This is a genomic window from Akkermansia sp., assembly GCF_020860705.1.
Taxonomy (GTDB): domain Bacteria; phylum Verrucomicrobiota; class Verrucomicrobiia; order Verrucomicrobiales; family Akkermansiaceae; genus Akkermansia.
Genome location: NZ_JAJBTT010000019.1, coordinates 77,922 through 102,878, shown reverse-complemented (window position 1 = coordinate 102,878; position 24,957 = coordinate 77,922). Strand labels below are relative to the sequence as shown.

The following is a 24,957-nucleotide window of genomic DNA, read 5'->3' as shown; positions in this document are numbered from 1 at the left end:
TCGCGCATCACCGGGCAGGGGCGGTTGCGGCGGGCTAATCCCTTCGGGCGCGGGCGGGCGGGCACGGGGCAGTTTTCAATCACCCAGTCGTACAGGGGGCGGTGGTTTTCAAATTCCAGCGTGCAGAGGGAGTGGGTGATGTGCTCATAGGCGTCTTCCAGCGGATGGGCGAAGTCGTACATGGGATAGATGCACCATGTATTGCCCGTGTTGTGGTGTTCCGCAAACATGATGCGGTACAGTACGGGGTCCCGCATGTTCATGTTGCTGGAGGCCATGTCTATCTTGGCACGGAGAATGGCTTTACCTTCCGGTATTTCCCCGTTTTTCATGGCCTGGAAGCGTTCCAGGTTTTCCGCCACGGAACGGTTGCGGTAGGGGGATTCCTGTCCGGGCACGTTCACGTTGCCGCGCTGGGCACGTATTTCTTCCACTGTCTGTTCGTCCACGTAGGCCAGGCCCTTGTTGATGAGGGCTATGGCGCATTCGTAAAAGAAGCCGAACATATTGCTGGCAAAGAAAAGATTTTCCCCCCAGTCAAAGCCCAGCCAGCGGATGTCTTCCTGAATGCTGTCCACATATTCCTGGTCTTCCTTGCTGGGGTTGGTATCGTCAAAACGCAGGTGGCAGCGTGCGCCCGGGAATTCCTGGGCGATACCGAAGTTGAGACAGATGGATTTGGCATGTCCAATATGGAGGTACCCATTGGGTTCCGGAGGGAAGCGGGTTACCGGTGCCTGATGCTTGCCGGAGGCAAGGTCATCAGAAATCATATCGCGGATGAAATCCCGGCGTTCGGCAGGCTGCAATGACATGGCGAAAATTCTACTACCAAGTTCCCTCTTCTGCAAGCGTGTTCACTCGGAATGACATGGGGCGGAACTTGACGGTTAAAGAGTGTTTTTTATCTTCCGCCGGAGACTCCTGTTGTAAATATTTAAATAATTTATATATAGGGATGTTTGGGAATGTAAGTTTTTTATGAAGGAGGATTTAAAAATCCCCAGTATTTTGCTAGGAAAAGGAAGGTCTGTTTACCGTTGGTTATTTTCAGGATTCCACAGAACGGTTGGCGATTCCGGAATTTTTTGACGGTGAGTGATATATTTAAAATTTAAAATGTCCCATAAAAGTAATAAAAAGGGTTGGAATAAAAAAGCAGTTGACAAGGAGTTTCAACGGAACATCCAATGAAAATTTATGCAGGAGGAGCGGTAAAGGTAAAGTTTGAAGACGGGTATTGCAAAAGAATCAAAAACATGCATATTAGGTGCCGGTGAATCTGAATTGTCCACAGTGCAAACGACATATCAATGTTCCTTCCTCCGCGGAGGGTTCCATGGTAAATTGTAGCAAATGCGGCCATGAGTTTCTTTGCGACAGGGAAAAACTGATCCCCAAGAAACCTTTTGCCAAGGCGAAGAAGGCCATTTCCGTCCAGCACTCCCAAAAAACCCGGGAGGTTATTCAAAGCGCCTTGGTTGAGACAGGGCTGATTCAGCTGGTGTGCCTTTGCGCTTCCCTGTTTATTGTTGCCGGCTGCGTCTGGCTTTTTTACAATGCTTCTTCCGAGATGGGCAGCTCCTCCTTCCTTTCCATGCTGCAGCAACCCCAGCAGAGGTCGTTTGCCCTGTTTTTCGCCTGTCTCTCCGGAGGGTTGATGGCCTTCGCCGGCCGCAGGCACAAGTTTATTTTCATTTTACTGGGCCTTCTGACAGCCGTGGGGGTTGCTTCGTTGCCTTTTGTGTACCCGGTCAAGGTAAATCCTTCCTTGCTTGGCAGTCATGAAGGCGCCGCGCATCCGGAAGAAAACGGGGATGTTTCCGGCTTTATCAGCTCCGGGTTGAAGCAGTTGCCGGGTGAGAACGGTTCCGTCCAGAATTATGGGGAAGGGGATTTGAAGCCGCTGTTTGTCGCCATTGACCGGAAGGAAGACCAGGGCGTTCTTGGCGTATGGGTGGTCGGGGTGAATGCAGCCAACCGGGACATGGTGAAGGCGTATTTGAAGAGGATGGCCCAGTCTGAGGATGAACCGATTTTTTACGACCGTAAAGGTACGGGCGGCGGTTTGTTTGTGATTACACCCACTCCTATTACATTCAAGGAGTTTGTGGATGTGATTTCCAAGATGGGGAAAGTGACCTTGCAGGATAAGGAGCGTTTTTTTGTAGAAGTGATTCTGAACCGGGACAAGTTTGAAGCGCGGCCGGCTTCCGCCGCACTGCAGGATGAACGCCATCAGTATTTCGTTCTGGCCAATTTAAAGGAATTATCCTGCCTGGATATCCGGCGGGTCATTGCGGCGGCAAAGCGCCTGGCCTCCGTGGATCCGGAAAAGATGCGCCATGAGGTCTCCGCCAAGCTGGTGGAACTTCTCCGGGAACCGTGGGGCCGTGATGCGGAATATGTAACCGCCCTGGCTTCCGCCCTCGTCGTATGGGCGGATCCGGCTGATGCGGAAGCCCAGCGCGTGGTTTATTATGTGGCTACGGAACTGAAGAAGGCGGACTGTGAGATTCCGGCCTCCCTGGTAAGGTTTTTATTGCGCGGTCCGGAAGAGAAGAGTTTTGCTCTGCTTCTGGATGAATGGAAAAAGGATCCCCAGAAGTGGGAGGAAGAGTGCAAGGCCGCAGGCCCCACGGGCGAGGCAGCCATCATCAAGGTGCTGAATGAATCCGATGATTTTGTGCTGAAGCGTTCCGCCGCCCGTATTTTGGGAGAAATAGGCTCGGAAGCTTCCCTTTCCGCTCTCAAGGCCTTTGTGGGGGATGCCGATAACGAGCTGCGCCTGTGCTCGGAGTTGTCCCTCAATCTGATTGAAAAAAGGCTGGGCCGGGGCGCTTCTCCCGCTGTCCGGTAGAAAAAGGGGAGATCCCTTTTTTGCCCTTTCCGGTTGTTTGCAGTTCCGGAAAGGGGCGGGTTGTGGTGCGACGGATGCCCGGACTGTAAATGAATCATGAGGAAGGGCCGGTTTTTTTATGGGAACCGCCTCTTTTTGGTTGCGGAGAAAGGCCTTTTCATTAAAATGCCCGGACTATGACAGACCAAGGAACCACTAACGCCGAAGTCCCTCCTTCGGTGAAAAGTTACGCCAAATATCTTTTATTTATGGCTGGGCTGGGCGGCCTCCTGTACGGGATGGATGTCGGCATTATTTCCCATGCGCTGCCTTATATCCGGCAGACGACTTCCTATAGCGACGGCGATATTTCACAGGTTGTTGCCGCGGTGCTGCTGGGCAGCGTGCTTTCCTCCCTGTTTGCCGGCTGGCTGGCGGATCTGCTGGGCCGCAAATGGATGATTATCCTGTCTTCCGCCCTTTTCCTGCTGAGCATTCCTGTCATTTGCCTTTCCGGCGACAGCCTGGGCGCCCTGATGGGCGGCCGTATCCTGATGGGCATCAGCGGCGGTCTGCTGGGCGTAGTAGTTCCCCTTTATCTGGCGGAATGTCTGGGAGCGTCCGACCGGGGCAAGGGAACGGGCATGTTCCAGTTGATGCTGACCATCGGCCTGGTGTTTACTGCCTTGATCGGGTCCGTAGTCGCCTACTTTTTCGGTGCCGCGACGGATGCGATGGTGTCTGTGGAAGATAAGGCCCTTGCGTGGCAGCTGATTTTCTGGATTTCCTCCATTCCCGGGATTGTTCTTGTTCTGGGCGCTTTCCGCCTGTCCGAGTCCCCCCGCTGGCTTTACCGCCGGGGCAGGGACGAAAAGGCTTTCCAGGCCCTGTGCCGCAATAACCCCGAGCATGAGGCCCGGGCTATTCTTGAGGAAATGAAGGCTTCCGATGAAGCGGAGCAGAAAGCCCGAGCGGAAATGAAAGCCTCCTCCAAGGGGGATTCCCTGCTGCAAAAGAAGTACATCGTTCCTTTTGTGCTGGCCGTCGTCATTCTGGCCTGCACGCAGGCCACGGGCATTAACTCCGTGCTAAACTATTCCGTGGAAGTGTTCCAGCAGGCCGGTCTTGACAGCATGTCCGGCGTGGCGGATATCGCCATCAAGGTGACGAACGTCATCATGACGGTGGTGGCCATGACGCTGGTGGACAAGAAGGGGCGCAAGTTCCTGCTCAAGCTGGGCACCATCGGCATCATCGTGGGCCTTCTGGGCGTGGGCGGTGCATTCTATTCCTTTGAAGGGGAACGCACCTCCGTGATGGACAAGATCAAGGTGGAGAACAATTCCCTCAGCATTGATTTGGGCAACCCTGAAACGCTGGCCTCCATGGGCATGACTCCGGGAGACACCGGAAAGCAGGTTATCCTGAATTACCAGCAGGGTAACGGAACCAAGGTGGTGGTTGCGGAAGTGGGCAAGGAAGGCGGCGACAAGATCGTCGTGGACAAGAAGCAGTGGGAAGAACCGACCATTGTTGAAAAAATCGCCCCGTGGTCCGGACGTTCCGTTTTCAATGCGAACGACCCCTCCATGGCTCCCGGCAAGGATATGGAGCTGACGATCAGCAAGGCTGAAGTCGGCATGCGTCCCGATCGGGTGACGGGCTGGTTTGTCGCCGGGTTCTTCATTGTCTTCATTGCCTTTTATGCCGTGGGGCCCGGCGTTTGCGTCTGGCTGGCTCTCTCCGAACTGATGCCCACACGCATCCGTTCCGTGGGCATGTCCATCGGCCTCTTCATCAACCAGGCCGTTTCTACCACGATTGCGGGCGTCTTCCTTCCCTGGGCCGGTTCCTGGGGTTATTCCGGGGTCTTTTTCACCCTGGCTGCCTTCACGGTGATCTATTTCATCACGGCGGCCTTCTTCCTGCCTGAAACCAAGGGCCGCACGCTTGAGGAAATTGAAGCGTACTTCACCACAGGCAAGATGCCGAAGGATGCGGATGAATTGGTCAAGGACGAGCAGGAAGCCTGATAGCTGTTCCTGAGCTGTTCTTCATGACTGCCCTGCGAGAGCGGGGCAGTCTTTTTATGCCGTTTTCCGGAAAGACGTTTCCGGTGCCCAAGGTGTCTGCCGTTTCGGTTTCCGGTGTGTTCACACCGGGATGCAGGGGGCTGCTTAAACGCTGCCCGGAGGCATTTCTGATGTTAAGCGTGACGTGCTCCTGCGTCAGGAAGGGGGGGCGCTGTTCCCCTTTAGGGAGTGCGGGGCTTCTTTTTCTGGTCTTCCTGCCAGTTTTTAATGGCTTCCGCAATGGGGGGATACCCGTTTTTCATGTGGAAGTCATAGGCGGTCTGCCCGTCGTCGTTGCGGAGGGAGGGATTGGCGCCGTGGTTCATGAGGCAAACGGCTATTTCCGGAGAATTGCAGACCATCAGCGGGGTCAGGCCGTCCACGTCCGGCTGGTTGGGATCCGCTCCCGCCTTGATGAGAAGATCAATGAGGGGAATGAGTCGTTCCACCGGTTTTTCCTTGGTGCAGATCAGGTGCAGGGGGGACTGCTTGCTTTCAAAGAAGCGTTCGTTGACGTCGCAGCCAGCTTTGATGAGGCGTTCATAAATGGCCGGGGAAAGGCTGAGGAACCCGACTCCGCGCGCCTGGGCGTTCAGCCTGCGTTTGAGGTCCGGAGAGCCGGCGTCCAGCAGGGCCAGGGCTATTTTTTCCTGTCCCGGGTCGGAGTCATTGAGGGCGGCGGAGTACATGAACGGGGTGACGCCCCACGGTCCCGGCTGGTCCGGGTTGGCCCCGTGTTTGAGCAGGGCCTGCACCAGCGGCAGCCTGGCTTCCGCCGTGGAGTTCATGTAAAGGCCTGACAGGCAGGCCCAGGTAAGGGGGGTATCCCCCGGCTCCTTCGTGCCGTCATGCATGAAGACGGATTGGGCGTTGACGGGGGCTCCGGCTTCTATCATCCGGATGGACAGCTGGTTCAACCCCAGCGCAATGCAGAGATGCAGCGGGGTATTGCGGTTGGGAGACTGCAACAGGAGGTTGCCGTTTTGCCGGAATTGTTCCAGCATCTGGTAGCATTGGAGGATGGAATGGAATTCTTCCTGGGCTTCTCCGGGATACATGATTTCCAGGGGCCAGGAGTCGTGCAGAAAACGGAGGGTAAGGCCCAGCAACTTTTCATTCGCCGCCTTGATTTCCTGCTTTTCCGCTTCCGTCAGCTGGATCGTCCTTTCCTCCGCATCCGCCAGGGGGGCGGCTACGATGGCCGCTGCGGACGCAAGCAGCATGGACCCTGTCATTTGTCTCATGGCATCCTTATAGGGGAAGGAAAGTGGCGTGTCACCTCAAATCAGGGGCATTACCCCAGTTTGGAGAGGCTGACGCGGACGGCTTCCACCGTACGGTCAATGTCTTCTTCCGTGTGCGCCGTGGAGATGAAGCCCGTTTCATACGGGGAGGGGGCGAAGTAGACGCCCTGTTCCAGCATGTTCCAGAAAAACGGCTTGAAGAGTTCCTTGGAGGCTTGTTGCGCGGAGTCCAGGTCATAGACTTCCTTTTCCGTGAAGAAGAGGCAGAACATGGAGCCCGCGCGGTGGAAGGTGTAGTTCCTGCCGTGCTTCCGGAGGGCCTCACGGATGCCTTCCTCCAGCCGCGCGCCAAGCTGTTCCAGCCGGTCATAGGCGTTTCCGTTCAGGAGTTCCCGGAGCTGGGCCAGCCCAGCCGCCATGGCGACGGGATTGCCGGAGAGAGTGCCCGCCTGGTAGACGGGGCCAAGGGGAGAGAGGCAGTCCATGATTTCAGCCCTGCCACCAAAGGCGCCCACGGGAAGGCCGCCGCCGATGACCTTACCCATGCAGGTGAGGTCCGGCGTGATGCCGTAAAGCTGCTGCACGCCTCCGGGCGCGACGCGGAATCCCGTCATGACTTCGTCAAAGATGAGGAGGGAATCGTACCGGAGCGTGATTTCCCGGAGGAAGTGAAGGAAGCCGTTCTGCGGGAAGTAAAGCCCGGCATTGGCCGGAAAGGGTTCCAGGATGACGGCCGCAATGTCGTTCCCATGGAGTTCAAAAGCTTTTTTGACCGCCTCCTGGTCGTTGTAGGGAACCGTGATGGTGAGCTGGGTCATTTCTCTGGGCACTCCGGCGCTGTCCGGTTCCCCGAAGGTGAGCGCCCCGGAGCCCGCCGCCACCAGCAGGGAGTCCACATGGCCGTGGTAGCAGCCGATGAATTTGATGATTTTGCGGCGTCCGGTGTAGCCGCGGGCCAGCCTGATGGCGGACATGGTTGCTTCCGTACCTGAGTTGACCATGCGCACTTTTTCCACGGAGGGCACCATGCCCGTGATCATTTCCGCCATGTCCACTTCCGCCGGGGCGGGAATGCCGTAGCCCAGTCCTCTGTCCACGGCGGCATGCACAGCGTCCAGGACGGGCTGCGGGGCGTGGCCCAGAATGGCCGGTCCCCAGGTGCCGATGTAGTCAATGAGCTGGCGCCCGTCCGCATCCGTGATGTAGGCGCCTTTGGCGGATTGGACAAAAAAGGGGTCTCCGTCCACATTGCGGAAGGCCCTGACGGGGGAGTTGACGCCGCCGGGGATGACGGCGCGCGCGCGGGAGAAGAGCTGGGCGGATTGATTCATATGATGAGGGAAGCAAAAAGGGCAAACCTTGAGAAAGGGTTGCCCTCATTGAAATGGGTTCTATTCCCGAACCAATACTGATTTAAACTTCAGGAGCGGAAACGGGAGTTTCAGTGGTTTCGGGAGCGGCTTCTTCGCTCTTGTTGCTGTAGCGCCATTTTACCTTGTTGCGCTTGCTGGCGGAACGGGCCTTGCGGCGGCGTTCATCCATCGGGGTTTCAAAGGCGCGGCGGCGGCGCATTTCATCCAGGATGCCTTCAACATCCAGCTTGGTTTTAAGGCGCTTGAGAGCGCGGTCGATAGGTTCACCTTTTCTTACGGTAACTTCACGCATGATTTGTTTTCCTTTTTCTATTCGTCCGGGAACGGGAGACAATACGTAGTGCTTTCCTGCTTACAGGTCAAGATTTTTATCATGGCTGACCCATTTTTTGCCCCTGAAGGAAGGGTTCCGGCGTCCGGAACGGGAGAGGGCTCCTGCACGGCGCGGTTTTCCGGCGCCGGAGCGGGCTTCAACTGTCCTTGCCTTACCGTATGGGGCATGATAGAAAGGAACGTCTCCCATGAACCGGCTGCATACATTGATTGACGGATTTCCCCAGGTGCGGATTCTCTGCATCGGGGACGTGATGCTGGACAAATTCCTGTACGGCAGCGTCAGCCGGATTTCCCCGGAGGCTCCGGTCCCCATCATGAAGATGGACCGGGAAACGCGCATGCTGGGGGGTGCCGGCAACGTGGTGTCCAACCTGTGCGCGCTGGGGTGCCGTACTTCCTTTGTCAGCGTGGTGGGGAATGACGGCCATGGACGGCAGGTGAAGCGGTTTCTGGAAGAAACGTGCTGCATTCCGCAGCTGGTGGAGTGCGAAGGGTATGAGACGACCGTGAAGATCCGTTTTGTAGCGGGCAAGCATCATTTGCTGAGGGCGGACCAGGAACAGCCGCTGCGGATGGTTCCGGAGCTGGCCTCCCGTTTTCTGGAACGGGTGGACGCCTGCCTGCCGGAGGCGGACCTTGTTCTTTTGTCCGATTACGGGAAAGGCCTGTTTGACGGGGAAACCACTCCCGCCGTGATCGCCCGGTGCCGTGCGGCAGGCAAGTCCGTGATCGTGGACCCGAAGGGGGCAGATTATTCCCGCTACAAGGGCGCTACGCTGGTGAAGCCGAATATGAAGGAGTTCCAGGAGGCGACCGGCGTAGAGCTGAACCCTTCCGAACCGGGCTGGGAACAGGCCGCCATGGAAGGGGCGCAGCGGCTGTTCACGGAGTTCGGCATTGAAAATTTGCTCATTACCCTGAGCGAGCACGGCATGATTTTTATTCCTTCCTCCCGCCCTTCCGATTTTGTCTGCATTCCTACGGAAGCCCGCGAGGTGTTTGACGTGTCCGGCGCCGGGGATACCTCCTTGGCCAGCCTGGGGGCGGCATTGGCTGCCGGGGCCACGGTGCCGGAGGCCCTGGTGGTGTCCAACGTTGCCGCCGGAATCGTGGTGGGCAAGTTCGGAACGGCCAGCGTGACCGGGCCGGAGCTGAAGAAGGCGCTGGAGGAGAAGGACCTGAAGGCTTCCTCCTGGCATCACCGGAACAATATTCTGACGGCGGAGGCGGCGGCGGAGCTGGCGGAACGTTTCCGCCGGGAGAAGAAGGTGGTGGGATTTACGAACGGTTGTTTTGATTTGCTGCACCTGGGGCACCTGCATTCCTTCATGAAGGCGCGGGAAGCATGCGACGTCCTTTTTGTGGGGCTGAATACGGATGCCTCCATCAGGCGCCTGAAAGGGGAGGACAGGCCGATCAATCATGAGGAGATGCGTTCCCTGCTGCTGGCTTCCCTGGATTTTATCGATTACGTGGTGCTGTTTGACGAGGATACGGCCCTGCCGCTGATCGAGAAGCTGCGTCCGGACGTGATCGCCAAGGAGGGTTATCCCCTGGAACGCTGGCCGGAGGGCCAGTACGTGGAGTCTTACGGAGGGCGCGCCCTGGAGCTGCCCCGCCTGGAGGGTTTTTCCTCCACCAATATCATCAACCGCATGAAGAACAGTCCGGCATGAGCGAGTACGTCAGGAATCAGATTTTAGGGATAGCGGACAATTTCAAGGCTCTTGCCGCCATGGCCGGGGATATTGAACAGGTCGCGCGCGTTTGTACGGATACCCTCAAGGCCGGGAATAAGATCATGTTCTGCGGCAACGGCGGGTCAGCCGCGGATGCCCAGCACCTGGCTGCCGAACTGGTGGGCCGCTACAAGCTGAACCGCCCCGCCATGAATGCGCTGGCCCTGACGGTGGATACTTCCATTCTTACCGCCGTGGGGAACGATTACGGGTATGAGACGGTGTTTTCCAGGCAGCTGGAGGGGGTGGGACATCCCGGAGACCTGCTGGTGGGGCTTTCCACAAGCGGCAACAGCCGGAATATTGTCCGGGCGATGGAGCTGGCGCGCCGGATGGGCGTCCGGACCGTGGCCTTGACAGGCCGGGGCGGCGGGGAGATGAAAGCCCTGGCGGATTTCTGCATTGCCGTTCCCTCCGAAGCCACGAACAACATCCAGGAGATGCACATTGCGGTGGGCCATCTGGTTTGCGAGCTGATTGAGCAGGAGATGTATGGACGGTAAAGCGCTGTTTCTGGACCGTGACGGCGTGGTCAATGTGGACGGTGGGTATGTGCACCGCATTGAGGATTTTCAACTGGTGCCCGGTGTTCTGGATCTTTGCCGCCAGGCGAAGGAAAAGGGGTATCTGGTGATCGTGGTGACCAACCAGTCCGGCATAGGCCGCGGCATGTTTACGGAAGAGGATTTTTCACGGCTGACGGATCACATGAAGAGCGTGTTCCACGCTGCCGGGGCGGAGATTGCGGACGTGTTCCACTGCCCCAGCGTGGATGACGGGCATCCCGACCGGAAGCCGAATCCCGGCCTGTTTTTGAAAGCGGCGGCCGTGCATGGGCTGGATATGGCAGCCTGCGTTTCCGTGGGTGACCGGGAGCGGGATATTCAGGCAGCCCTTTCCGCCGGGGTGGGACGGAATTTTTTGTTTTCCCCTGAGGAGGCGCCGACTTGCGCTACTGCCCGTGTCGGGACGTTAAATGAAGTGGCGGCGTGGTTGTAAGGCCGGTAATGGTTCCGCGGTGAAGGGTGGCCGGGCAGAGGCTGGCCGTGCCTGCAGGAACAACTGCCTGTTTTCATGGCATATCCGTCACGATGGATAGCTTTCCCTGCCGGGGCGAAGTAATTTGACATACGGGAAGCTCCCTGCTAGAAGTGGTGCGATTAGTCCGTAATTTCACGGACTTGCCCTGTACCGGCTTTTTACTTTTGAACATATGAACCTGATTTCCTTACGATCCATGATGGCGGTCACGGCACTGGGGGCCGGCCTCGCTCTTCCGGTGTTCTCCCAGTCTGCTTCCCCTTCTTCTTCTTCTTCTTCTGTGCCTGCGGCCTCGCGGGCCAAAAAGACGGCCACGATGCCGGTGTATCCCATCCCGCAGAAGATGACCCGGAGCGGCGGTTCCGTGACGGTTCCGGCTCTGAAATTGTCCGGAGTCCGGGATGAGCCTACCGTAAATGCGCTGAAGAGCATGTTTTCCATTACCCCGAATGGCCTGCCCGTGCAGATGTCCATCATCAAGGGGAGCAAGAAGAGCGCCGGGAATATCCCGCAGAAGGCCGGCGCCTATTCCCTGAGCGTAACGCCCCAGGGCATCCGGATGACGGGGTATGACGACGAAGGCCTGTTTTACGCGGCCCAGACGCTGCTCCAGCTGGCGGAGAAAACGCCTTCCGGCGTGACGGTGCCGGTGGTGGAGGTGCTGGACTGGCCCGACGTTCCCCTCCGCGGCACCATTGAAGGTTTTTATGGCCTGCCTTGGGGGCAGGAAGGACGCATCAGCCAGTTCAAGTTCTACGGGAAGTATAAGATGAATACTTACATCTACGGCCCGAAGGACGACGTGTTCCACGGTTTTTCCAAGCGCTGGCGCGAGCCGTATCCCGCGGATATGGCGAAGGATCTGAAGGAGCTGGTGAAGGTCGCCAAGCAGAACAAGGTGAATTTCGTCTGGGCCGTGCACCCTGGCGCGGATATTCACTGGGGAGAGGCGGACCGCAAGGCCGCCGTGAAGAAGTTTGAGATGATGTATGACCTGGGGTTCCGCTCCTTTGCCGTGTTTTTTGACGACATCGGCGGGGAAGGTGCCAAGCCGGAAGGTCAGGTGGAGTTTCTGAACTACCTGAATAAGGAGTTTATCCACAAGAAGCCGGACGTGACCCCCCTGATTGTGTGCCCCACGGCGTATGCAGGCGGCGGAGGCCGTTACCATGAGGTGATGGGGGAACATCTGGACAAGGACATCGGCATCATGTGGACAGGCTCCGCCATTGTGAGCGATATACGGACTGCTGCCTTGAAGGGGATCAACAAGTATTTGCAGAGGCCGGCGTTCATCTGGTGGAATTTCCCGGTGACGGATTACGTGCGCCACGCCCTGTTCCTGGGGCGCACCTATGGCGTGGATGCGGACGCCATGCCGTTCATGCAGGGTTTTGCCTCCAATCCGATGGACAAGCCGGAGGCCTCCAAGATTTCCCTGTTCAGCGTGGCGAACATGACCTGGAATGCCAAGGCCTATGATTCGGACAAGTCATGGAAGGACAGCATCCGCATTCTGTTCCCCGGCTGCGCCGCCGCCATGCAGACGTTTGCCAACCACAACAGCGACGGCGGACCCAGCGGGCACAATTACCGCAAGGAGGAGTCCGTGGAGATCGCCCCCGTGGTGGAACAGGTGATGGAGTTGTGCCGCCGTGGCGCTAAGGTTTCGGAAAGCAAGGCGTTTGGCCTCCTGAAGGCCGAGTTTGCGAAGATGGCCCAGGCTCCGGACATCATCCGGGCGAAGTCGAATAATCCCGCGTTCATTGCGGAAGTGGAGCCGTGGCTCATTCAGTTCGAGTCCCTGGGGAAAGCCGGGGTGAACAGCATGCAGATGATTGAGGCCACGGAGGCGGGGAATGCCTCCGGAGCGCTGAATTACGCTATGGAGGCCGCCTGCCTGCTTGCCGAGATGCAGCGTTACAGCAAGGAGATCAGCAAGGCCATCAACAAGCACGTGACGGAGGTGACCAAGAAGAATTCTCCGTGGCAGACCGCCGTCAAGCCGTCCGAACTGGTGATGGCCCCCGCCGTGCGTGAACTGCTGGACCTGGGGTCCACCGCCGTGCTTTCCCGCGTGAGCGGGCAGTCCGTGGGCCGGGTGAAGCCGTATGTTTCCACGAAGCAGAAAACAGGTATTGAAAAGATGCTGGATGACGATCCCGAGTCCTATTATTACTGCAAGGAAGTCCAGAAGAAGGGTGACTTTTTTGGCGTGGACCTGGGTGCTCCGCGGGAGATCCGCACCGTTTCCATTATCATGGGCCGCAATGATTCCGATACGGATGCCGTGAACAAGGGCCAGCTGGAGGTGTCCATGGACGGGCAGTCCTGGTCGTCCCTGATGCCGGAGTCCAGCGGACTTCATGTGCAGTACCAGGGCAGCGGCAAGAAGGGCCGCTTTGTCCGCTACCGCGCCACCGTGCAGGGTGTTCCCGGAGGAAAGTCCGACGTGTGGACGGCCATCCGGGAGTTCAAGGTGAATGCTCCCGCCGCGCCTTCCGTGCTGACGGATGCTCCCGCGTTCAAGAGCGCCGTGGTGGAAGCCGGAGAGAAGGATATTTCCCTGAAGCGCATCATGGAGGTGCATCCCCTGCCGCCGAAGAAGTCCCTGGGTCTTCAGATTCCGGCCGGAGCGTCCGTGGAATCCGCCTCCGTCAATTTGAAGACGCCGGACATGAAGTGGGCCAAGTTGTACATTTCCATGGACGGAAAGTCCTGGACGGAGGTTCCGCTGAAAGCGGACGGTTACGCGGAGATTGGCGGCGTGATCAAGGGGATCAGGCTGGTGAACGCCGGGGCCTCCCCGCAGGAGGTAACTCTGGAGGAGTTCAAGCTGAATCTTGCCAACAAGGGAGGGAAGTCGGCGGATAACGGCGCGGCCGGAGATTTCAATCTGGCTACGTTCCTTCCGGTGGAATTGTCTCCGGAGAAGGTAGAGATTCCCTGCGATTCCCCCCGCGCGAATACCGCCATCGTCCTGTCGGACGGAAAGGAAGCTTCCGTACTGGCCTGCGGGGCCGACGGACGGTGGGTGCCCGTGGGCAATCTGGCCAAGGGAAAGAAGGTGAATACGTTCAGCCTGAAGTCCGTCAAGAAGCCGGTGAAGGCCCTTGGCCTGACCGGGAAGAAGGGGAACTCCGTGAATATTTTTGAAGTGATCTGGAAGTAACGGGTTCCGGAGAGGGAGGAAGGCTTCTCCCTATCGGTTCTTTCATTGACGCCGGGGCGGCTGTTTCCTCCGTGGAATGGCCTCCCCGTCTTTTTCCTCCCTGTTCTGCCGGAGCCGGGCGTCAGGAAGCGCGTTTGTCCGCCAGGTGCAGGCAGCCGAGGATGAGAGCCATGATGACCAGAGGCCCCAGGATGTCTGCATACCCCACCATTCCCGTGTTGACGGGGGCCACGCACAGCAGAAACCACCATGCCAGGGACAGCAGGCGCAGGAGGGGGGAGGCCCCGCTGCCGGAGAGAAAAACATAGATGACGAGAGCCCATAGCCGGGAGAAGCGGGGCAGCGTGACAAGCCATTCCCGGTGGTCTCCGCCTGGCCAGACAAGTGTGCCGTAGGGGTTCGCGGCGGGGAGGTCCCCCCACATGGCTCCTGCAGGAAGTGCCAGGTTCATCAGCAGGTTCAGGAGTAGCCCCGCATAGACGGCGGTCATCAGGTACCTCCATTGGGCGCCCGTATGCACCGCCAGGAACAGGAACGCGGGGACCAGCAGGAAAGGAGTCAGTTCCAGCGCTCCCATCCAGGCCGGGAGGTCGGTTCCTATTTCAGCCTGGCGGGAAACGCCCTGCGGGATGGCGGAAAGGAGGGCCCAATACAGGAGCATCAGAAAAATGCAGCGGTATCTGACGGCGCGGCTCACCGGGCGTTCTTCATCTGGAGGAAGGCCCAGCCACGCGCCGGAATGCGGTTGATGGGCGGGGAATGGCATGACGTGGGGGAATGGCGCTTTTTTGTAACGGGAACAGGCGGGGTTGTCAATAAAGCCCGGTTTCATCCGGAGTGGGAGTTGTTTTTCAACAAAATGGACATTCCTGCTGTCCACATTGTGACAAAGTTGTCGCCATGGGCTTCTTGCCGCAGGCGGCTCGTTCTGCTAGTCGATGCCTGAAAGGGTGCAGAACAATGGCTGTGCCCTACTAACCCATTCCTTGCGTTCATGTTCCATTCCAGATTGCTGACGATGTTTCCGGCCCTGTTTTTCTGCCTGCTGGCTGTTTCCTGCGGGGACAGGAAGAAGGAGGATCCGAATGTCATTGAATTGAACTTCGGCCATTTTCCCAACGTGACGCACGTGCAGGGGCTGGTGGCCCATCATTTTTCACGGGAGGGGAAGGGATGGTTTGAAGAACGCCTGAAGAAGGCCACCGGAAAGGACGTCAGGATCAACTGGTATGTGTATAATGCGGGACCCAGCGCCATGGAGGCTCTGTTTGCCCGGTCCATTGAGTTGACTTACGTGGGGCCCAGCCCGGCCATCAATGCGTTTGTGCGTTCCCGCGGAGAGGATATCAGGCTGATTGCCGGAGCCGTGGAAGGAGGAGCCGCCCTGGTGGTTCCGAAGGATTCCTCCCTGAAGGAGCCTGCGGATTTCCGCGGCAGGGTGATTGCTACTCCCCAGCTGGGCAATACACAGGATGTTTCCGCCCGCGCCTGGTTTTCCCGCGGCGGGTTGCATGTGACGCAGCGTGGCGGGGACGTGAAGATTCTGCCGACTCCCAATCCGGAGCAGTTGAGCCTCTTCCGCCAGGGCCGTCTGGACGGCGTATGGACGGTGGAACCGTGGGTGAGCCGCCTGGTGATGACGGCCGGGGGCAGGGTGCTGGTGGATGAGCGGGAGTCCATCGCTACCGTGCTGGCGTGCGGAGCCGGGTTTCTCAGGGAGAAGCCGGAGGTGGCGAAGGCCCTGGTTCAGGCGCATGAAGAGTTGAATGAATGGATACGGCAGCATCCGGAGGAGGCCCGGGCGATTGTGGTCAGTGAGCTGGAGGAGCTTACCCATTCCGACATAGATCCGGCGCTGATTGCGGAGGCCTGGAAGAGCATTGTCATGAAGGACAGGATTTCCATTCCCAAGCTCCGGCAGTTTGTGCAGGACGCCTATCAGGCCGGGTTCATGAAACAGGTTCCGGACGTGACTGGCCTGGTGGTTCCTGAGGCGGCGGAAGAACAGTTGACCATGACGAAGGAGGCAGCCGGGAGATGATTGCGGGTGAAGAACATTGCGGACCCGGAGGGTGCAAGCTCCGCATTGCCGGCGTAGGCAAGGTGTTTGAAGGTCGGCGCGGAAAGGTGGTGGCCCTGGAGGGAATCAATTTGAATATCAGGGGGGGCGAGTTTGTCTGCCTGGTGGGGGCCAGCGGCTGTGGAAAGACTTCCCTGCTGAACATCATCGCCGGGCTGGAGTTTCCCTCTTCCGGGACGGTGGAGCTGGACGGAGAGCCCGTGACAGGCCCCGGCCGGGACCGCACCGTGATGTTTCAGGAGTCCGCCCTGTTCCCGTGGCTGGACGTGATGGGGAATGTGATGTTCGGCCTGAAGCTGACGCCCGGCTTGACGCGGGGGGACCGCCTGGCCATTGCGGAGAAGAATTTGGAGCTGGTGGGGCTGAAGGAGTGCGCGCATTCCCATATTCATGAGCTTTCCGGCGGGATGAAGCAGCGCGTGGCGCTTGCCCGCGCCCTGGCTACCAGCCCGCGCATCCTGCTGATGGACGAGCCTTTTGCCGCGCTGGACGCCATGACCCGCGAACAGCTTTACCATGATATTCAGGATATTCATCTCCGCTGCGGCATGACAATCATTTTCGTCACGCACAATATGCGTGAGGCGGTGTGCCTGGGGGACCGCGTGGTGCTGTTTACACCGCCTCCGGGCCGTGTCCGTGAGGAATATTTTGTGGACCTGCCCCATCCCAGGGATATCAACAGCCGAGATTTGGCGGAGCTGGCATCCCGCATCACCCGTGATTTGAAAGGAGCCCAGGCATGAACAGGAACAAGTGGTCCAAATGGGCGTCCCATGCGTGCTCGCTCGTATTTTTCATCTTTGTGATCTGGGTGTGGCAGTATTTGAGCGACCAGAAGGTCTGGAAGCCCTATCTGTTCCCTTCCCCTCTGGAAGTGTGGGAGTATTTGCGTTCTTCCTTCATGGACGGGACTCTGGAGGAAGCCTCCTGGATTACCGTGAAGAGGCTGGTAATGGGGTATGGAATAGGGCTGGTGATGGGCATTCCCCTCGGTATGCTGTGTTCCCGTTTCCAGCTGGTGCAGAATACCCTGGGCCTCGTTTCCCTGGGGTTTCAGGCCCTGCCCAGCGTGTGCTGGGTTCCGCTGGCTACCCTGTGGTTCGGCCAGACGGAGGGGGCCATGCTTTTTGTGGTGATCATGGGGACGCTGTGGTCCGTGATTCTGGCGACAGCCAACGGCATGCGGAATGTGCCGCCCATTTATTCCCGCGCGGCGCGCACCATGGGCGCAGGCCCCATTTACTGCCTGATTCACGTGACGCTTCCCGCTTCCGCTCCGTTTGTGGTGAGCGGCATGAAGCAGGGGTGGGCCTTTGCATGGCGCTCCCTGATGGCGGCGGAAATTTTCGTTCCCATCCTGACCGGCTTTGGCCTGGGGCAGCTTCTGCATTTCGGCCGGGAATTGAACGCGATGAACCAGGTGGTGGGCATCATGTTCGTGATCGTGGTGATCGGCCTGCTGTCTGACAAGATACTGTTTTCTCCGCTGGAACGGTTCCTGCACCGCCGCTGGGGGACAGGGCAGGCCTGAGGAGCGTTCCCTGCCGGGCTAAAAAGCCCGGTGAGTATTCCGGCGGCGGAAGTCCCGTCACTTGCCGGGCGATTCCAGGTTTCTTTTGATCGCGTGGACTTCCTTAATCAGCGCCGGAAGCTTTCTGAGAGCGGCGTATTGCCGGCTGGCATCCTTGAATGGAGATGCCGGGAAGCCCCAGTAGGTGACGTTTTCCGGAATATCCGAGATGACTCCCGTTTTGGCCCCCAGGATGACTTTTGAACCGATTTTAAGGTGTCCGGAGATGCCGACCTGCGCGGCGATGGTTGCATAGTCGCCCACTTTGGTGCTGCCGGCGATTCCTGATTGGGCGGCAATCACGCAATGCTTGCCGATGACGACATTGTGGCCGATTTGGATCAGGTTGTCTATTTTGGTGCCTTCCCCTACGATGGTGCGGCCGAATCTGGAGCGGTCAATGGTGGTGTTGGCGCCTACGTCTACGTCATCCCCCAGTTCCACGATGCCCACCTGGTCAATGCCCACGTAACGGCCATTGTCTCCCATCAGGAAGCCAAAACCGTCGGAACCGATGACGGCTCCGGGCTGGATGACCACCCGGTTGCCGATCTTGCAGCGTTCCCGGATGATGACGTTGGCGTGCAGGCGGCAGTTCTCACCCATCGTGACGCCGTCCCCGATGTCGCAGCCGTTGCCGATGTCCGTGCCGTCCCCGATTTTGCAGTGCGCGCCGATGCAGGTATAGGCCCCCACATGAATTTTGTCCGGGTTGAAGCTGGCGGTGGGGTCAATGATGGCGGTGGGATGGATGCCGGGAGCGAACCGGTAGGAGGAAGCCATGAAGTATTTTACCAGGGCGTTGAATGCCATGGAGGGATTGTCCACTTCCACAAGGGCGACGTTTTCCGGGTGCGCAGGAAGACCCGGAGGCACCAGGACGACTCCCGCAGAGGTGTGCAGGAAGTCTTCAAAGTATTTCTCATTGCCGAGGAAGGAGGCTTCCTCATGGGAGGCGTCGAGAAGTGAAGCGACCCCGAACACAGTCAGTTCGGGGTCGCCGGAAAGGATTTTTCCCCCGGTGAGGGCAGCCACGGCTTCAAGAGTAAGCTTCATGGGGATATGATTCCGCCTTCCCGGGGATAATGTCAAGGGTTAGTTGGCAGGAGCCGCGGGAGCGGCGGGGACGGCCGGTGCTTTTTTCTTGGTGGGGTCAAAGTCCTTGGGGGCGTCCTTGTTGAGTTCCTTCATCACGGTGGGGGTGATGTCCATGCTGGGCTTCGTATATACGAAGACCTGGTTGGAACGGAGGGCCTGGGCGCTCTTGTCCAGAACGAGGTCATAGTTTCCCTTGGTGGCGATGCCTTCCGTGATCTTGGTGATTTCACCCATGATCTTGGTGGAGCGCACCTTCATCTGTTCCTGGAGGGACTTGAGCTGGCGTTCCACGAAGCCGCGGCGTTCCTGTTCCAGCGCGATGACTTCCTGACGCTTGATCTGTGCCTTCTGTTCCAGGTCCTTCTTGTCCTTTTCATTCAGCATGGGATCCTGAAGCTTTTTGACCATGTCATTGAAGTCGGCTTCCATCTTCTTGATGGTTTCCGCGCGGGTGTTGTTGGTTTCCTGCACGGTCTGGGCAGCCTTGTCCACTTCCGCCTGGGCTTCATGGGTCTTGTAATAGTCGGTGAAGAGTTTCTGCACGTCCACCGTTGCTACTTTAAGTTCGGCGTTGGCAGTGGCGCTGAATGCCATTGCAGCTGATACACATAATGCTGTTTTGAAGAATCTCATAATTTTTAGCGTCTTCTGACTTTGCCAGTTTACATGGGGAACGGCATGCGTCAACCTTCTAGCTATATTTCAGGATTGAACTTTTGTCATCATGGGCCCACTTTAGGCGCATGCAAACATTTTCCACCAAGGCCCAGTTGAAGGCGGCCCTCCTCAAGCACCACCGCAAGCATGACCATGTGGTTCTCGTTCCCACGATGGGAGCCCTTCACGACGGGCACCGGTCCCTGCTGGAACAGGCCCGCAAGCTGGCGGGGGAGGACGGCGTGGTGGTAGCCAGCATTTTCGTCAATCCCATCCAGTTCAACAACGCTTCCGACCTCCAGACCTATCCCCGCACTCCTGAAAAGGATCTGGAGCTGTGCGAAGGCGCGGGCGTTGATTATGTGTTCTCCCCCTCCCCGGAAGAGATGTATGCCGGGGAACGCAGCATCAGCGTGGAGGAGGGCTTTTTATCCTCCACCCTGTGCGGGGCGTCCCGGCCGGGGCATTTTTCCGGCGTCTGCACGGTGCTTGCCAAGCTGTTTAACCTGGTGCAGCCCACAGACGCCATTTTCGGCAAGAAGGATTACCAGCAGCTGGCGATTATCCGCCGCATGGTGCGCGACCTGGATTTCCCGGTGCATATTCACGGGGCGGAGATCGTGAGGCATGGGAACGGGCTGGCCTATTCTTCCCGGAACGCCCGGCTGACGCCGGAACAGAAGGAGCAGGCCGTCGTGATACGGAAGACTATGCTTCAGGCGCGGGAGGAGTTCCAGGCCGGAATGGACGTCCGGGAGGTGAAGGAGCATGCAGCAGCCATGATTGAAACGGTGCCCGGCACCCGCATCGATTATCTGGAAATTGTGGATGCGGAGACCATGCAGCCGCTGACGGAGAACCGGGAGCCGGCTTTGATGGCCGCCGCCGTCTATTTTGGCGACGTGCGTCTTATTGACAATATAGAACTTTAATCCGGTCCGGATTTCCTTATACTGCGCCCGTGATCACCGCCGCCAACCTCCACCGCAGTTATTCCATCGGCAAGAAGTCCATTGAGATTCTGCACGGGGTGGATCTGCGCATCGCCGCCGGGGAGAAGGTGTTCCTGTGCGGCCCCAGCGGAGCCGGGAAGACGACGCTGATGTACACGCTGGCCGGGCTGGAAACGCCCCAGCAGGGGAGGGTGGAGATTGACGGGACGGATATTTACGCCTTGTCCGCCACGGCGCGGTCCGTGTTCCGGAACCGGAAGATGGGGTTCATTTTCCAGAATTACCTGCTGATGCCGGAATTGACGGCGCTGGAAAACGCCTGCCTGGCTTCCTCCATCGGCAGGCGGCCCCGCGTGGAATACGTGACGGAGCTGATGGAGCGCGTGGGCCTGTCCCACCGCCTGAACCATCTGCCGAGCGAGTTGAGCGGCGGGGAACAGCAGCGCGTGGCGATCGCCCGCGCCCTGGCGAATGACGCCCCTATTATTTTTGCCGATGAACCTACCGGCAATCTGGACCGGAAGAACGGCGCGGAGGTGCTGGACCTGTTGTTCAGCCTGGCGGACGAATCCCGCAAGACGCTGGTGATCGTGACGCATGACGAGCATCTGGCCCGCAGGGGGGACCGTATCATCACGATCATGGACGGCCGTGCCGTCTGAGGCCTGCCCGTTCCGGCGGGAGCCGTTTTATCTCCGTTCTATTTGGAGTCCGCCGCCAGATGCAGGACGGCCTGGTACACTCCCCGGACCACCTGGGCCATCCGGCGGTAGTCCAGCGTTTCCGGCAGGTCGCCTTTCTGATGGTAGTTCGGATTCCTGAAGAAGGAGGTGTCCGTAACCATGACGGCGGGCAGGTCTTTGGCCCAGAAGTTGCGGTGGTCGGAGAAGTCCATGCACATGCCTTTGATTTCCGGAAGGTTGAGGCGGACGGTAGGCAGTAGCGGCTGCATGTTTTTCTGAACCGTCCGCGCCAGCTTGACGCTGTTCCAGTTGCCGACGATGGCGATGAAATTTCCCTTGTCCGGGTACAGCGTCCCCATGCCCGCGGCGGGATAGGTCTGGCTGTCTTCCCGGTCCGAGAAGTAGCCGATCATTTCCAGGCAGATCATGGCTTTGACGCCTATCTGTTCCGTATAGAGTTTTTGCGCATGCTGTGCGCTGCCCATGTGTTCCGTGGCGAAGTAGGGCGGTTCCTCATTGGCGTACGCAATGAGCTCAATGGTACAGTGGGGGGAGACTCCCTTGAGCATGCGTCCCAGGGCCAGCAGTCCGGCCACGCCGCTGGCGTTATCGTCCGCTCCGGGAGTGTCTCCGCAGGTGTCGTAATGAGCGCCGATGATGACTCTTTTGGCGGATTTGCCGGGGAAAACGGCGCTGACGTTCACGAAAGTACGCTTGTCCGCCGTGAAGGGCTGGTACGTGACGGTGGCGCCCGATTCCGCCAGGGATCGGGCGATGTATGCCACGGCTTTGGCCTGGTTTTTTTCATAACCCGCCGGGCGCGGGTGGCAGTCTTTGGCCAGGTAGCGGACGTCTTTTTTCAGTTCCTGCTCCAGCCCCGGGCGGACGGCCGCGGCAGGTGTGCTTCCGCCCGCGGGGGTGGTGCTGTGGGAGATGAGGCAGCCTGTGGAGATGGTGAGAACGGCCAGGGCGGAAAACAGAGAGAGATAAACCCGGAGTTTCATGTTCCCTTTATAGCATTCTCCTCTGTGGTGACAACTTCAATGTACCAGGCTGAATTCTATTTGACTTTGCGTATTCCCCTGAACAGGAAATGGCGCTTTTTCAATGGGTCTGGAATGATAGGTTCCGCTTATGGCCGCAGCTTTCGTTCAGCTGAGACTACCAGTTCGTTAATCAAACGAATCCCCTCCTCGATGTCATTCATGTTTTTTTGGGACTTAAAAAACCTGAATTCCATTCTCCGTACGCTTTCATCTGCTTCAAATAAATGTTCGATATTGATTGCCTGATAATGCAGGGCGCAGTCAATGCTATCCACGTAAGGACCGAATTGTTTGCTGTCGTCATACCGGAATTGTGTCCAGGTAGGATGTTGAAATAACCATGCAGCATGTTTCTTCCTGAATTGGTGGGGAGACCTGACGTCGTTGCCGACATGTGAAAGCCAGGACGGAAAACGGTCTTCCATCTTGTCTTCGCATGGTGCCCCTCCCCATGACTTATTTGTCGCCGCTGTGGCTTGAATCCTGTCACTTGAAAGAAATGGATCCTTCTTGTCATTCCCGGAATCTATTAAAGGAGCATATTGGCTGTTGCTGTCGTGTAGTTCGCGGTACCTTTCTTCAGTTGCGATCAATGTATTGACGGCCAACAGGAAGTTGTTGTTAAATCCCGTTTTGTAATCCACATTGATATGGCCGCCCCCGTCCCCGGCCCGGAAACCGAGATCTGTCAAGGCAGTGAATAAGGATTCGAAATTTTCTCTCAGAGAGCCGGTAATTTCCGGAAAGGTTACAGGTTTTGTTTGTATTTCAATGACTCCGGGGTCAAGACTGGTGGTTATCCAGAAAGGGTCGTTTTCACCCTGAAAGGTCAGTCGGTAAACGTTTTCGCCGAATTTTCCGGTTTTTTCAGCGCCTTCATTCTGTGCGCCCAGCCGTCCCTCAAGTTCGTCTACAAAGTCCATGTAGTTTCCCTCCAGAGAGGGAGTGATGGCTTCGTCATTCTTGATGGAATGGGTCCAATTGCCCTGGCTGCAGTGCTGAGGATTCAGCGGATCACATTCAAAGGTGAATTCAAATCCTATTTTAGCTGTTGTCAAAATATTGCTCATGAATATGTTTTCTTGTTTTTCCTACTCTGTTTGCCATGCGGATTTTCGGGTTCTCCGTGATAAGCCTTCAGGATGCTCCGGTTTTGCTTCCCTGGGACTTGCAACCTGAAGGTACCTGCTTCATGCGGCCGTTTCCGTCTTTGCTTTTCCAAATGCCAGGTATTCTTTCCCAAACGCCCAGCGGCGCAACCCTGCGTGATTATTTGAGGGAGATGATCGGTATTGCATTCCTGCAGGTTGTTGTGTAGCTTGTTGCTCATGTGGGATTGGATTATGATCAAGGATGCGCTTCGGGCGATCGTTGAAATTTTCATCCTGTGGGTGTTCCTGTACCAGATTTACCGCGCTTTCCATGCGACGCGCGGCGCGCGCATCATGGTGGGGCTGTTCGCCTGCTTCCTGGCCCTGGTGGTGCTGGCTTTCTTCTTCCAGCTGAACGTTATTTCATGGATCCTGACGCGCATTTTCGCCCCCGGCCTGGCGCTGGCCCTGGTGGTGATTTTCCAGCCGGAGCTGCGTGTAGGGCTGGCCAAGCTGGGCAGTCATCCGTTTTTCTCCTCCTTCGCCAAACTCCAGCGGGTTGATTTCCTGGACAATTTCTGCAAGGCGGTCAGCAAGCTTTCCAATCAGCGGTTCGGCGCCCTGTTCGCTTTTGAACGGAGCATCAGCATGAAGCCCATTGAGGATTCCGGCGTGAAGCTGGACGCCATTTTTTCTCCTGAGCTGGCCCTGACGATTTTCCATACCAAGACCGCCCTGCACGACGGGGGCGTGGTGATTTCCGGCGACCGCATTTCCGCGGCCGCCTGTGTGTTCCCGGTCTCCCAGAAGGAGATGAGCGACCGCACCCTGGGGCTGCGCCACCGGGCGGGCGTGGGCATGTCCGAGGAAAGCGATTGCGTGGTGGTGGTGGTATCCGAGGAAACGGGGGCGATTGCCCTGGCCGTGGGCGGCAAGCTGGAACGCAACCTGACGCCGGAACAGTTGAAGGGCCGCCTTGAAGAGTTGCTGAATATTTCTTCTTCCAATGAAAAAACTGCTATTGCTTAACTGGCCGGCCAAGCTGTTCTGCCTGGTGCTGGCCGTGATCATCTGGTCTTTCATCAATCACTGGGTGACTACGAATGACGGCGTGCCCTCCCGGGGGCAGCTGGAAGAAATCAGAAGATCCCATCCCTGAATTTGAGTGTTGATATGAGGAATTTCATTGTTACCGGAACCGATACGGAAGTCGGGAAGACTTACGTGAGCTGCCTGATCGTCAAGGCTCTGCGAGAAGCGGGCGTCAACGCCGCGGGGTTCAAGCCCGTAGCCTGCGGAGACAGGCAGGACGCCCGCCACCTGCGTGAAGCCGGACCGGAGGGCCTGACGCTGGATGAGTTGAATCCCGTCTTCCTGAAGAACGCCACCTGCCCTTATGTGGCCGCACGGCTGGAGAATACGGAGGTGGATGAAAGAGCGATCCGGCGCGCTTATGACTCCCTGACCTCCGCCCATGAGTGCGTGCTGATGGAAGGAGTGGGGGGATGGGAAGTTCCGATCGGTCCCGGACGGAATTTCAGCGACATGGCCTCAGATTTCAAGCTGCCCGTGCTGTTGGTGATCGGCAACAAGCTGGGGGCCATCAACCATGCCCTTCTGACGCTGAATGCCATCAAGGCGCGCGGCCTGGAGTGCCTGGGTATTGTGTTCAATAACGTGAAGGATGAGTGGGATACGGCCTGCGTGACGAACAGGAGCATGGTGGAGGAGTTTTCCGACGCGCCCATTCTCGGGGAGCTGATTCATGGGCAGGATTCCATGGACATTGCCGTCCTGCTGGAACGTTTGCATTGAGTACGAAAGCGGTGGCTGATGGAAGGGGATGAAGAAGCCCTTTTACCATGTTCCATTTCAGAAATCAGAACAGCGGCGGAAATAGTCCGGTCCTCATGAGCTGAAAAGACCAGAGACCCCGGATGTTTTTCATGCCTGGAGGGCC

At 57.8% G+C, this 24,957-nt stretch carries 23 protein-coding genes; 14 read left to right on the top strand and 9 right to left on the bottom strand.

The features are described from left to right. Positions 1–815 (bottom strand): glutamate--tRNA ligase family protein (locus LIO64_RS04225; protein ID WP_290548201.1); only part of this gene is annotated, 815 nt, incomplete at its 3' end. A gap of 524 nt (positions 816–1,339) precedes the next feature. Here LIO64_RS04225 and LIO64_RS04220 point away from each other — a divergent pair. Together LIO64_RS04220 and LIO64_RS04215 are read left to right on the top strand one after the other, a co-directional pair. After that, the gene (locus tag LIO64_RS04220) at positions 1,340–2,860 is read left to right on the top strand and encodes a HEAT repeat domain-containing protein (RefSeq protein ID WP_290548200.1); all 1,521 of its coding nucleotides are present in this window, start codon (positions 1,340–1,342) and stop codon (positions 2,858–2,860) included. Between the two features lie 248 nt (positions 2,861–3,108). Continuing rightward, the gene (locus tag LIO64_RS04215) at positions 3,109–4,872 is read left to right on the top strand and encodes an MFS transporter (RefSeq protein WP_290548199.1); all 1,764 of its coding nucleotides are present in this window, start codon (positions 3,109–3,111) and stop codon (positions 4,870–4,872) included. A gap of 221 nt (positions 4,873–5,093) precedes the next feature. Here the strand turns inward: LIO64_RS04215 and LIO64_RS04210 are convergent, their stop codons facing one another. The 3 genes from LIO64_RS04210 to rpsU form a co-directional block, all read right to left on the bottom strand. Next, positions 5,094–6,155, bottom strand: coding sequence for a hypothetical protein (locus LIO64_RS04210; RefSeq protein ID WP_290548198.1), 1,062 nt, complete (start codon positions 6,153–6,155; stop codon positions 5,094–5,096). 50 nt (positions 6,156–6,205) lie between these two features. Further along, a complete protein-coding gene (gene hemL, locus LIO64_RS04205) occupies positions 6,206–7,486 on the bottom strand; it encodes a glutamate-1-semialdehyde 2,1-aminomutase (RefSeq protein WP_290548197.1) in 1,281 nt (426 codons plus the stop codon). Positions 7,487–7,568: 82 nt separating this feature from the next. After that, positions 7,569–7,820: a 30S ribosomal protein S21 gene (rpsU, locus tag LIO64_RS04200; protein ID WP_290548196.1), complete on the bottom strand. Its 252-nt coding sequence runs from the start codon at positions 7,818–7,820 to the stop codon at positions 7,569–7,571. 229 nt (positions 7,821–8,049) lie between these two features. Here rpsU and LIO64_RS04195 point away from each other — a divergent pair, with 229 nt between their 5' ends. The 4 genes from LIO64_RS04195 to LIO64_RS04180 all read left to right on the top strand — a co-directional run bounded on the left by LIO64_RS04195 (position 8,050) and on the right by LIO64_RS04180 (position 13,816). Beyond that, on the top strand, positions 8,050–9,540 hold the full coding sequence (locus LIO64_RS04195) for a bifunctional heptose 7-phosphate kinase/heptose 1-phosphate adenyltransferase (protein ID WP_290548195.1): 1,491 nt from the start codon (positions 8,050–8,052) through the stop codon (positions 9,538–9,540). After that, on the top strand, positions 9,537–10,106 hold the full coding sequence (gene gmhA / locus LIO64_RS04190) for a D-sedoheptulose 7-phosphate isomerase (RefSeq protein WP_290548194.1): 570 nt from the start codon (positions 9,537–9,539) through the stop codon (positions 10,104–10,106). Before LIO64_RS04195 ends, gmhA begins: the two co-directional genes overlap by 4 nt. Further along, positions 10,096–10,602, top strand: a complete 507-nt coding sequence (locus LIO64_RS04185; protein ID WP_290548193.1) for an HAD family hydrolase — start codon at positions 10,096–10,098, stop codon at positions 10,600–10,602. Before gmhA ends, LIO64_RS04185 begins: the two co-directional genes overlap by 11 nt. Before the next feature lie 214 nt (positions 10,603–10,816). After that, positions 10,817–13,816, top strand: a complete 3,000-nt coding sequence (locus tag LIO64_RS04180) for a beta-N-acetylglucosaminidase domain-containing protein (RefSeq protein ID WP_290548192.1) — start codon at positions 10,817–10,819, stop codon at positions 13,814–13,816. A 121-nt stretch (positions 13,817–13,937) separates the two neighbouring features. Here LIO64_RS04180 and LIO64_RS04175 read toward each other — a convergent pair whose 3' ends face one another. Continuing rightward, positions 13,938–14,648 (bottom strand): hypothetical protein, encoded by a 711-nt coding sequence (locus LIO64_RS04175; RefSeq protein ID WP_290548191.1) that lies wholly within the window; start codon positions 14,646–14,648, stop codon positions 13,938–13,940. A gap of 162 nt (positions 14,649–14,810) precedes the next feature. Between LIO64_RS04175 and LIO64_RS04170 the strand changes: the two genes are divergently transcribed. Genes LIO64_RS04170 through LIO64_RS04160 form a run of 3 tightly spaced genes read left to right on the top strand, consistent with a single transcriptional unit; the run spans position 14,811 to position 17,430 of the window. Further along, on the top strand, positions 14,811–15,857 hold the full coding sequence (locus LIO64_RS04170) for an ABC transporter substrate-binding protein (RefSeq protein ID WP_290548190.1): 1,047 nt from the start codon (positions 14,811–14,813) through the stop codon (positions 15,855–15,857). Then, on the top strand, positions 15,854–16,642 hold the full coding sequence (locus LIO64_RS04165; protein WP_290548189.1) for an ABC transporter ATP-binding protein: 789 nt from the start codon (positions 15,854–15,856) through the stop codon (positions 16,640–16,642). Before LIO64_RS04170 ends, LIO64_RS04165 begins: the two co-directional genes overlap by 4 nt. Beyond that, positions 16,639–17,430, top strand: a complete 792-nt coding sequence (locus LIO64_RS04160) for an ABC transporter permease (protein WP_290548188.1) — start codon at positions 16,639–16,641, stop codon at positions 17,428–17,430. Before LIO64_RS04165 ends, LIO64_RS04160 begins: the two co-directional genes overlap by 4 nt. A 57-nt stretch (positions 17,431–17,487) precedes the next feature. On the opposite strand, the gene lpxD is transcribed toward LIO64_RS04160, so the two are convergent. Both lpxD and LIO64_RS04150 read right to left on the bottom strand, forming a co-directional pair. Next, on the bottom strand, positions 17,488–18,525 hold the full coding sequence (gene lpxD / locus LIO64_RS04155; protein ID WP_290548187.1) for a UDP-3-O-(3-hydroxymyristoyl)glucosamine N-acyltransferase: 1,038 nt from the start codon (positions 18,523–18,525) through the stop codon (positions 17,488–17,490). A 39-nt stretch (positions 18,526–18,564) separates the two neighbouring features. After that, entirely contained in the window at positions 18,565–19,161 is a 597-nt protein-coding gene (locus LIO64_RS04150) for an OmpH family outer membrane protein (RefSeq protein ID WP_290548186.1), read from the bottom strand. A gap of 149 nt (positions 19,162–19,310) precedes the next feature. Between LIO64_RS04150 and panC the strand changes: the two genes are divergently transcribed. Continuing rightward, positions 19,311–20,156, top strand: coding sequence for a pantoate--beta-alanine ligase (gene panC, locus LIO64_RS04145; protein ID WP_290548185.1), 846 nt, complete (start codon positions 19,311–19,313; stop codon positions 20,154–20,156). A gap of 29 nt (positions 20,157–20,185) precedes the next feature. Then, on the top strand, positions 20,186–20,839 hold the full coding sequence (locus LIO64_RS04140; protein ID WP_290548184.1) for an ABC transporter ATP-binding protein: 654 nt from the start codon (positions 20,186–20,188) through the stop codon (positions 20,837–20,839). A 38-nt stretch (positions 20,840–20,877) separates the two neighbouring features. On the opposite strand, the gene LIO64_RS04135 is transcribed toward LIO64_RS04140, so the two are convergent. Beyond that, positions 20,878–21,864, bottom strand: coding sequence for a M28 family peptidase (locus LIO64_RS04135; RefSeq protein WP_290548183.1), 987 nt, complete (start codon positions 21,862–21,864; stop codon positions 20,878–20,880). A gap of 128 nt (positions 21,865–21,992) precedes the next feature. Continuing rightward, positions 21,993–22,976, bottom strand: a complete 984-nt coding sequence (locus tag LIO64_RS04130) for a hypothetical protein (protein WP_290548182.1) — start codon at positions 22,974–22,976, stop codon at positions 21,993–21,995. 258 nt (positions 22,977–23,234) lie between these two features. On the opposite strand from LIO64_RS04130, the gene cdaA reads away from it, so the two are divergent. The 3 genes from cdaA to bioD are packed head-to-tail and all read left to right on the top strand — an operon-like array spanning position 23,235 to position 24,812. Continuing rightward, on the top strand, positions 23,235–24,026 hold the full coding sequence (gene cdaA, locus LIO64_RS04125; RefSeq protein WP_257996465.1) for a diadenylate cyclase CdaA: 792 nt from the start codon (positions 23,235–23,237) through the stop codon (positions 24,024–24,026). Then, on the top strand, positions 24,004–24,156 hold the full coding sequence (locus LIO64_RS04120) for a hypothetical protein (protein ID WP_012419453.1): 153 nt from the start codon (positions 24,004–24,006) through the stop codon (positions 24,154–24,156). The genes cdaA and LIO64_RS04120 overlap by 23 nt, the downstream gene beginning before the upstream one ends. 14 nt (positions 24,157–24,170) lie before the next feature. After that, the gene (gene bioD, locus LIO64_RS04115; RefSeq protein WP_290548181.1) at positions 24,171–24,812 is read left to right on the top strand and encodes a dethiobiotin synthase; all 642 of its coding nucleotides are present in this window, start codon (positions 24,171–24,173) and stop codon (positions 24,810–24,812) included. Positions 24,813–24,957: the final 145 nt, after the last annotated feature.

Coding starts and splice junctions, on each gene's coding strand:
- LIO64_RS04220 (WP_290548200.1), top strand. CDS start 1,340: ATGGTAAATTGTAGCAAATGCGGCCATGAGTTTCTTTGCGACAGGGAA.
- LIO64_RS04215 (WP_290548199.1), top strand. CDS start 3,109: ATGGCTGGGCTGGGCGGCCTCCTGTACGGGATGGATGTCGGCATTATT.
- LIO64_RS04210 (WP_290548198.1), bottom strand. CDS start 6,155: ATGAGACAAATGACAGGGTCCATGCTGCTTGCGTCCGCAGCGGCCATC.
- hemL (WP_290548197.1), bottom strand. CDS start 7,486: ATGAATCAATCCGCCCAGCTCTTCTCCCGCGCGCGCGCCGTCATCCCC.
- rpsU (WP_290548196.1), bottom strand. CDS start 7,820: ATGCGTGAAGTTACCGTAAGAAAAGGTGAACCTATCGACCGCGCTCTC.
- LIO64_RS04195 (WP_290548195.1), top strand. CDS start 8,050: ATGAACCGGCTGCATACATTGATTGACGGATTTCCCCAGGTGCGGATT.
- gmhA (WP_290548194.1), top strand. CDS start 9,537: ATGAGCGAGTACGTCAGGAATCAGATTTTAGGGATAGCGGACAATTTC.
- LIO64_RS04185 (WP_290548193.1), top strand. CDS start 10,096: ATGGACGGTAAAGCGCTGTTTCTGGACCGTGACGGCGTGGTCAATGTG.
- LIO64_RS04180 (WP_290548192.1), top strand. CDS start 10,817: ATGAACCTGATTTCCTTACGATCCATGATGGCGGTCACGGCACTGGGG.
- LIO64_RS04175 (WP_290548191.1), bottom strand. CDS start 14,648: ATGAAACCGGGCTTTATTGACAACCCCGCCTGTTCCCGTTACAAAAAA.
- LIO64_RS04170 (WP_290548190.1), top strand. CDS start 14,811: ATGTTCCATTCCAGATTGCTGACGATGTTTCCGGCCCTGTTTTTCTGC.
- LIO64_RS04165 (WP_290548189.1), top strand. CDS start 15,854: ATGATTGCGGGTGAAGAACATTGCGGACCCGGAGGGTGCAAGCTCCGC.
- LIO64_RS04160 (WP_290548188.1), top strand. CDS start 16,639: ATGAACAGGAACAAGTGGTCCAAATGGGCGTCCCATGCGTGCTCGCTC.
- lpxD (WP_290548187.1), bottom strand. CDS start 18,525: ATGAAGCTTACTCTTGAAGCCGTGGCTGCCCTCACCGGGGGAAAAATC.
- LIO64_RS04150 (WP_290548186.1), bottom strand. CDS start 19,161: ATGGCATTCAGCGCCACTGCCAACGCCGAACTTAAAGTAGCAACGGTG.
- panC (WP_290548185.1), top strand. CDS start 19,311: ATGCAAACATTTTCCACCAAGGCCCAGTTGAAGGCGGCCCTCCTCAAG.
- LIO64_RS04135 (WP_290548183.1), bottom strand. CDS start 21,864: ATGAAACTCCGGGTTTATCTCTCTCTGTTTTCCGCCCTGGCCGTTCTC.
- LIO64_RS04130 (WP_290548182.1), bottom strand. CDS start 22,976: ATGAGCAATATTTTGACAACAGCTAAAATAGGATTTGAATTCACCTTT.
- cdaA (WP_257996465.1), top strand. CDS start 23,235: ATGTGGGATTGGATTATGATCAAGGATGCGCTTCGGGCGATCGTTGAA.
- LIO64_RS04120 (WP_012419453.1), top strand. CDS start 24,004: ATGAAAAAACTGCTATTGCTTAACTGGCCGGCCAAGCTGTTCTGCCTG.
- bioD (WP_290548181.1), top strand. CDS start 24,171: ATGAGGAATTTCATTGTTACCGGAACCGATACGGAAGTCGGGAAGACT.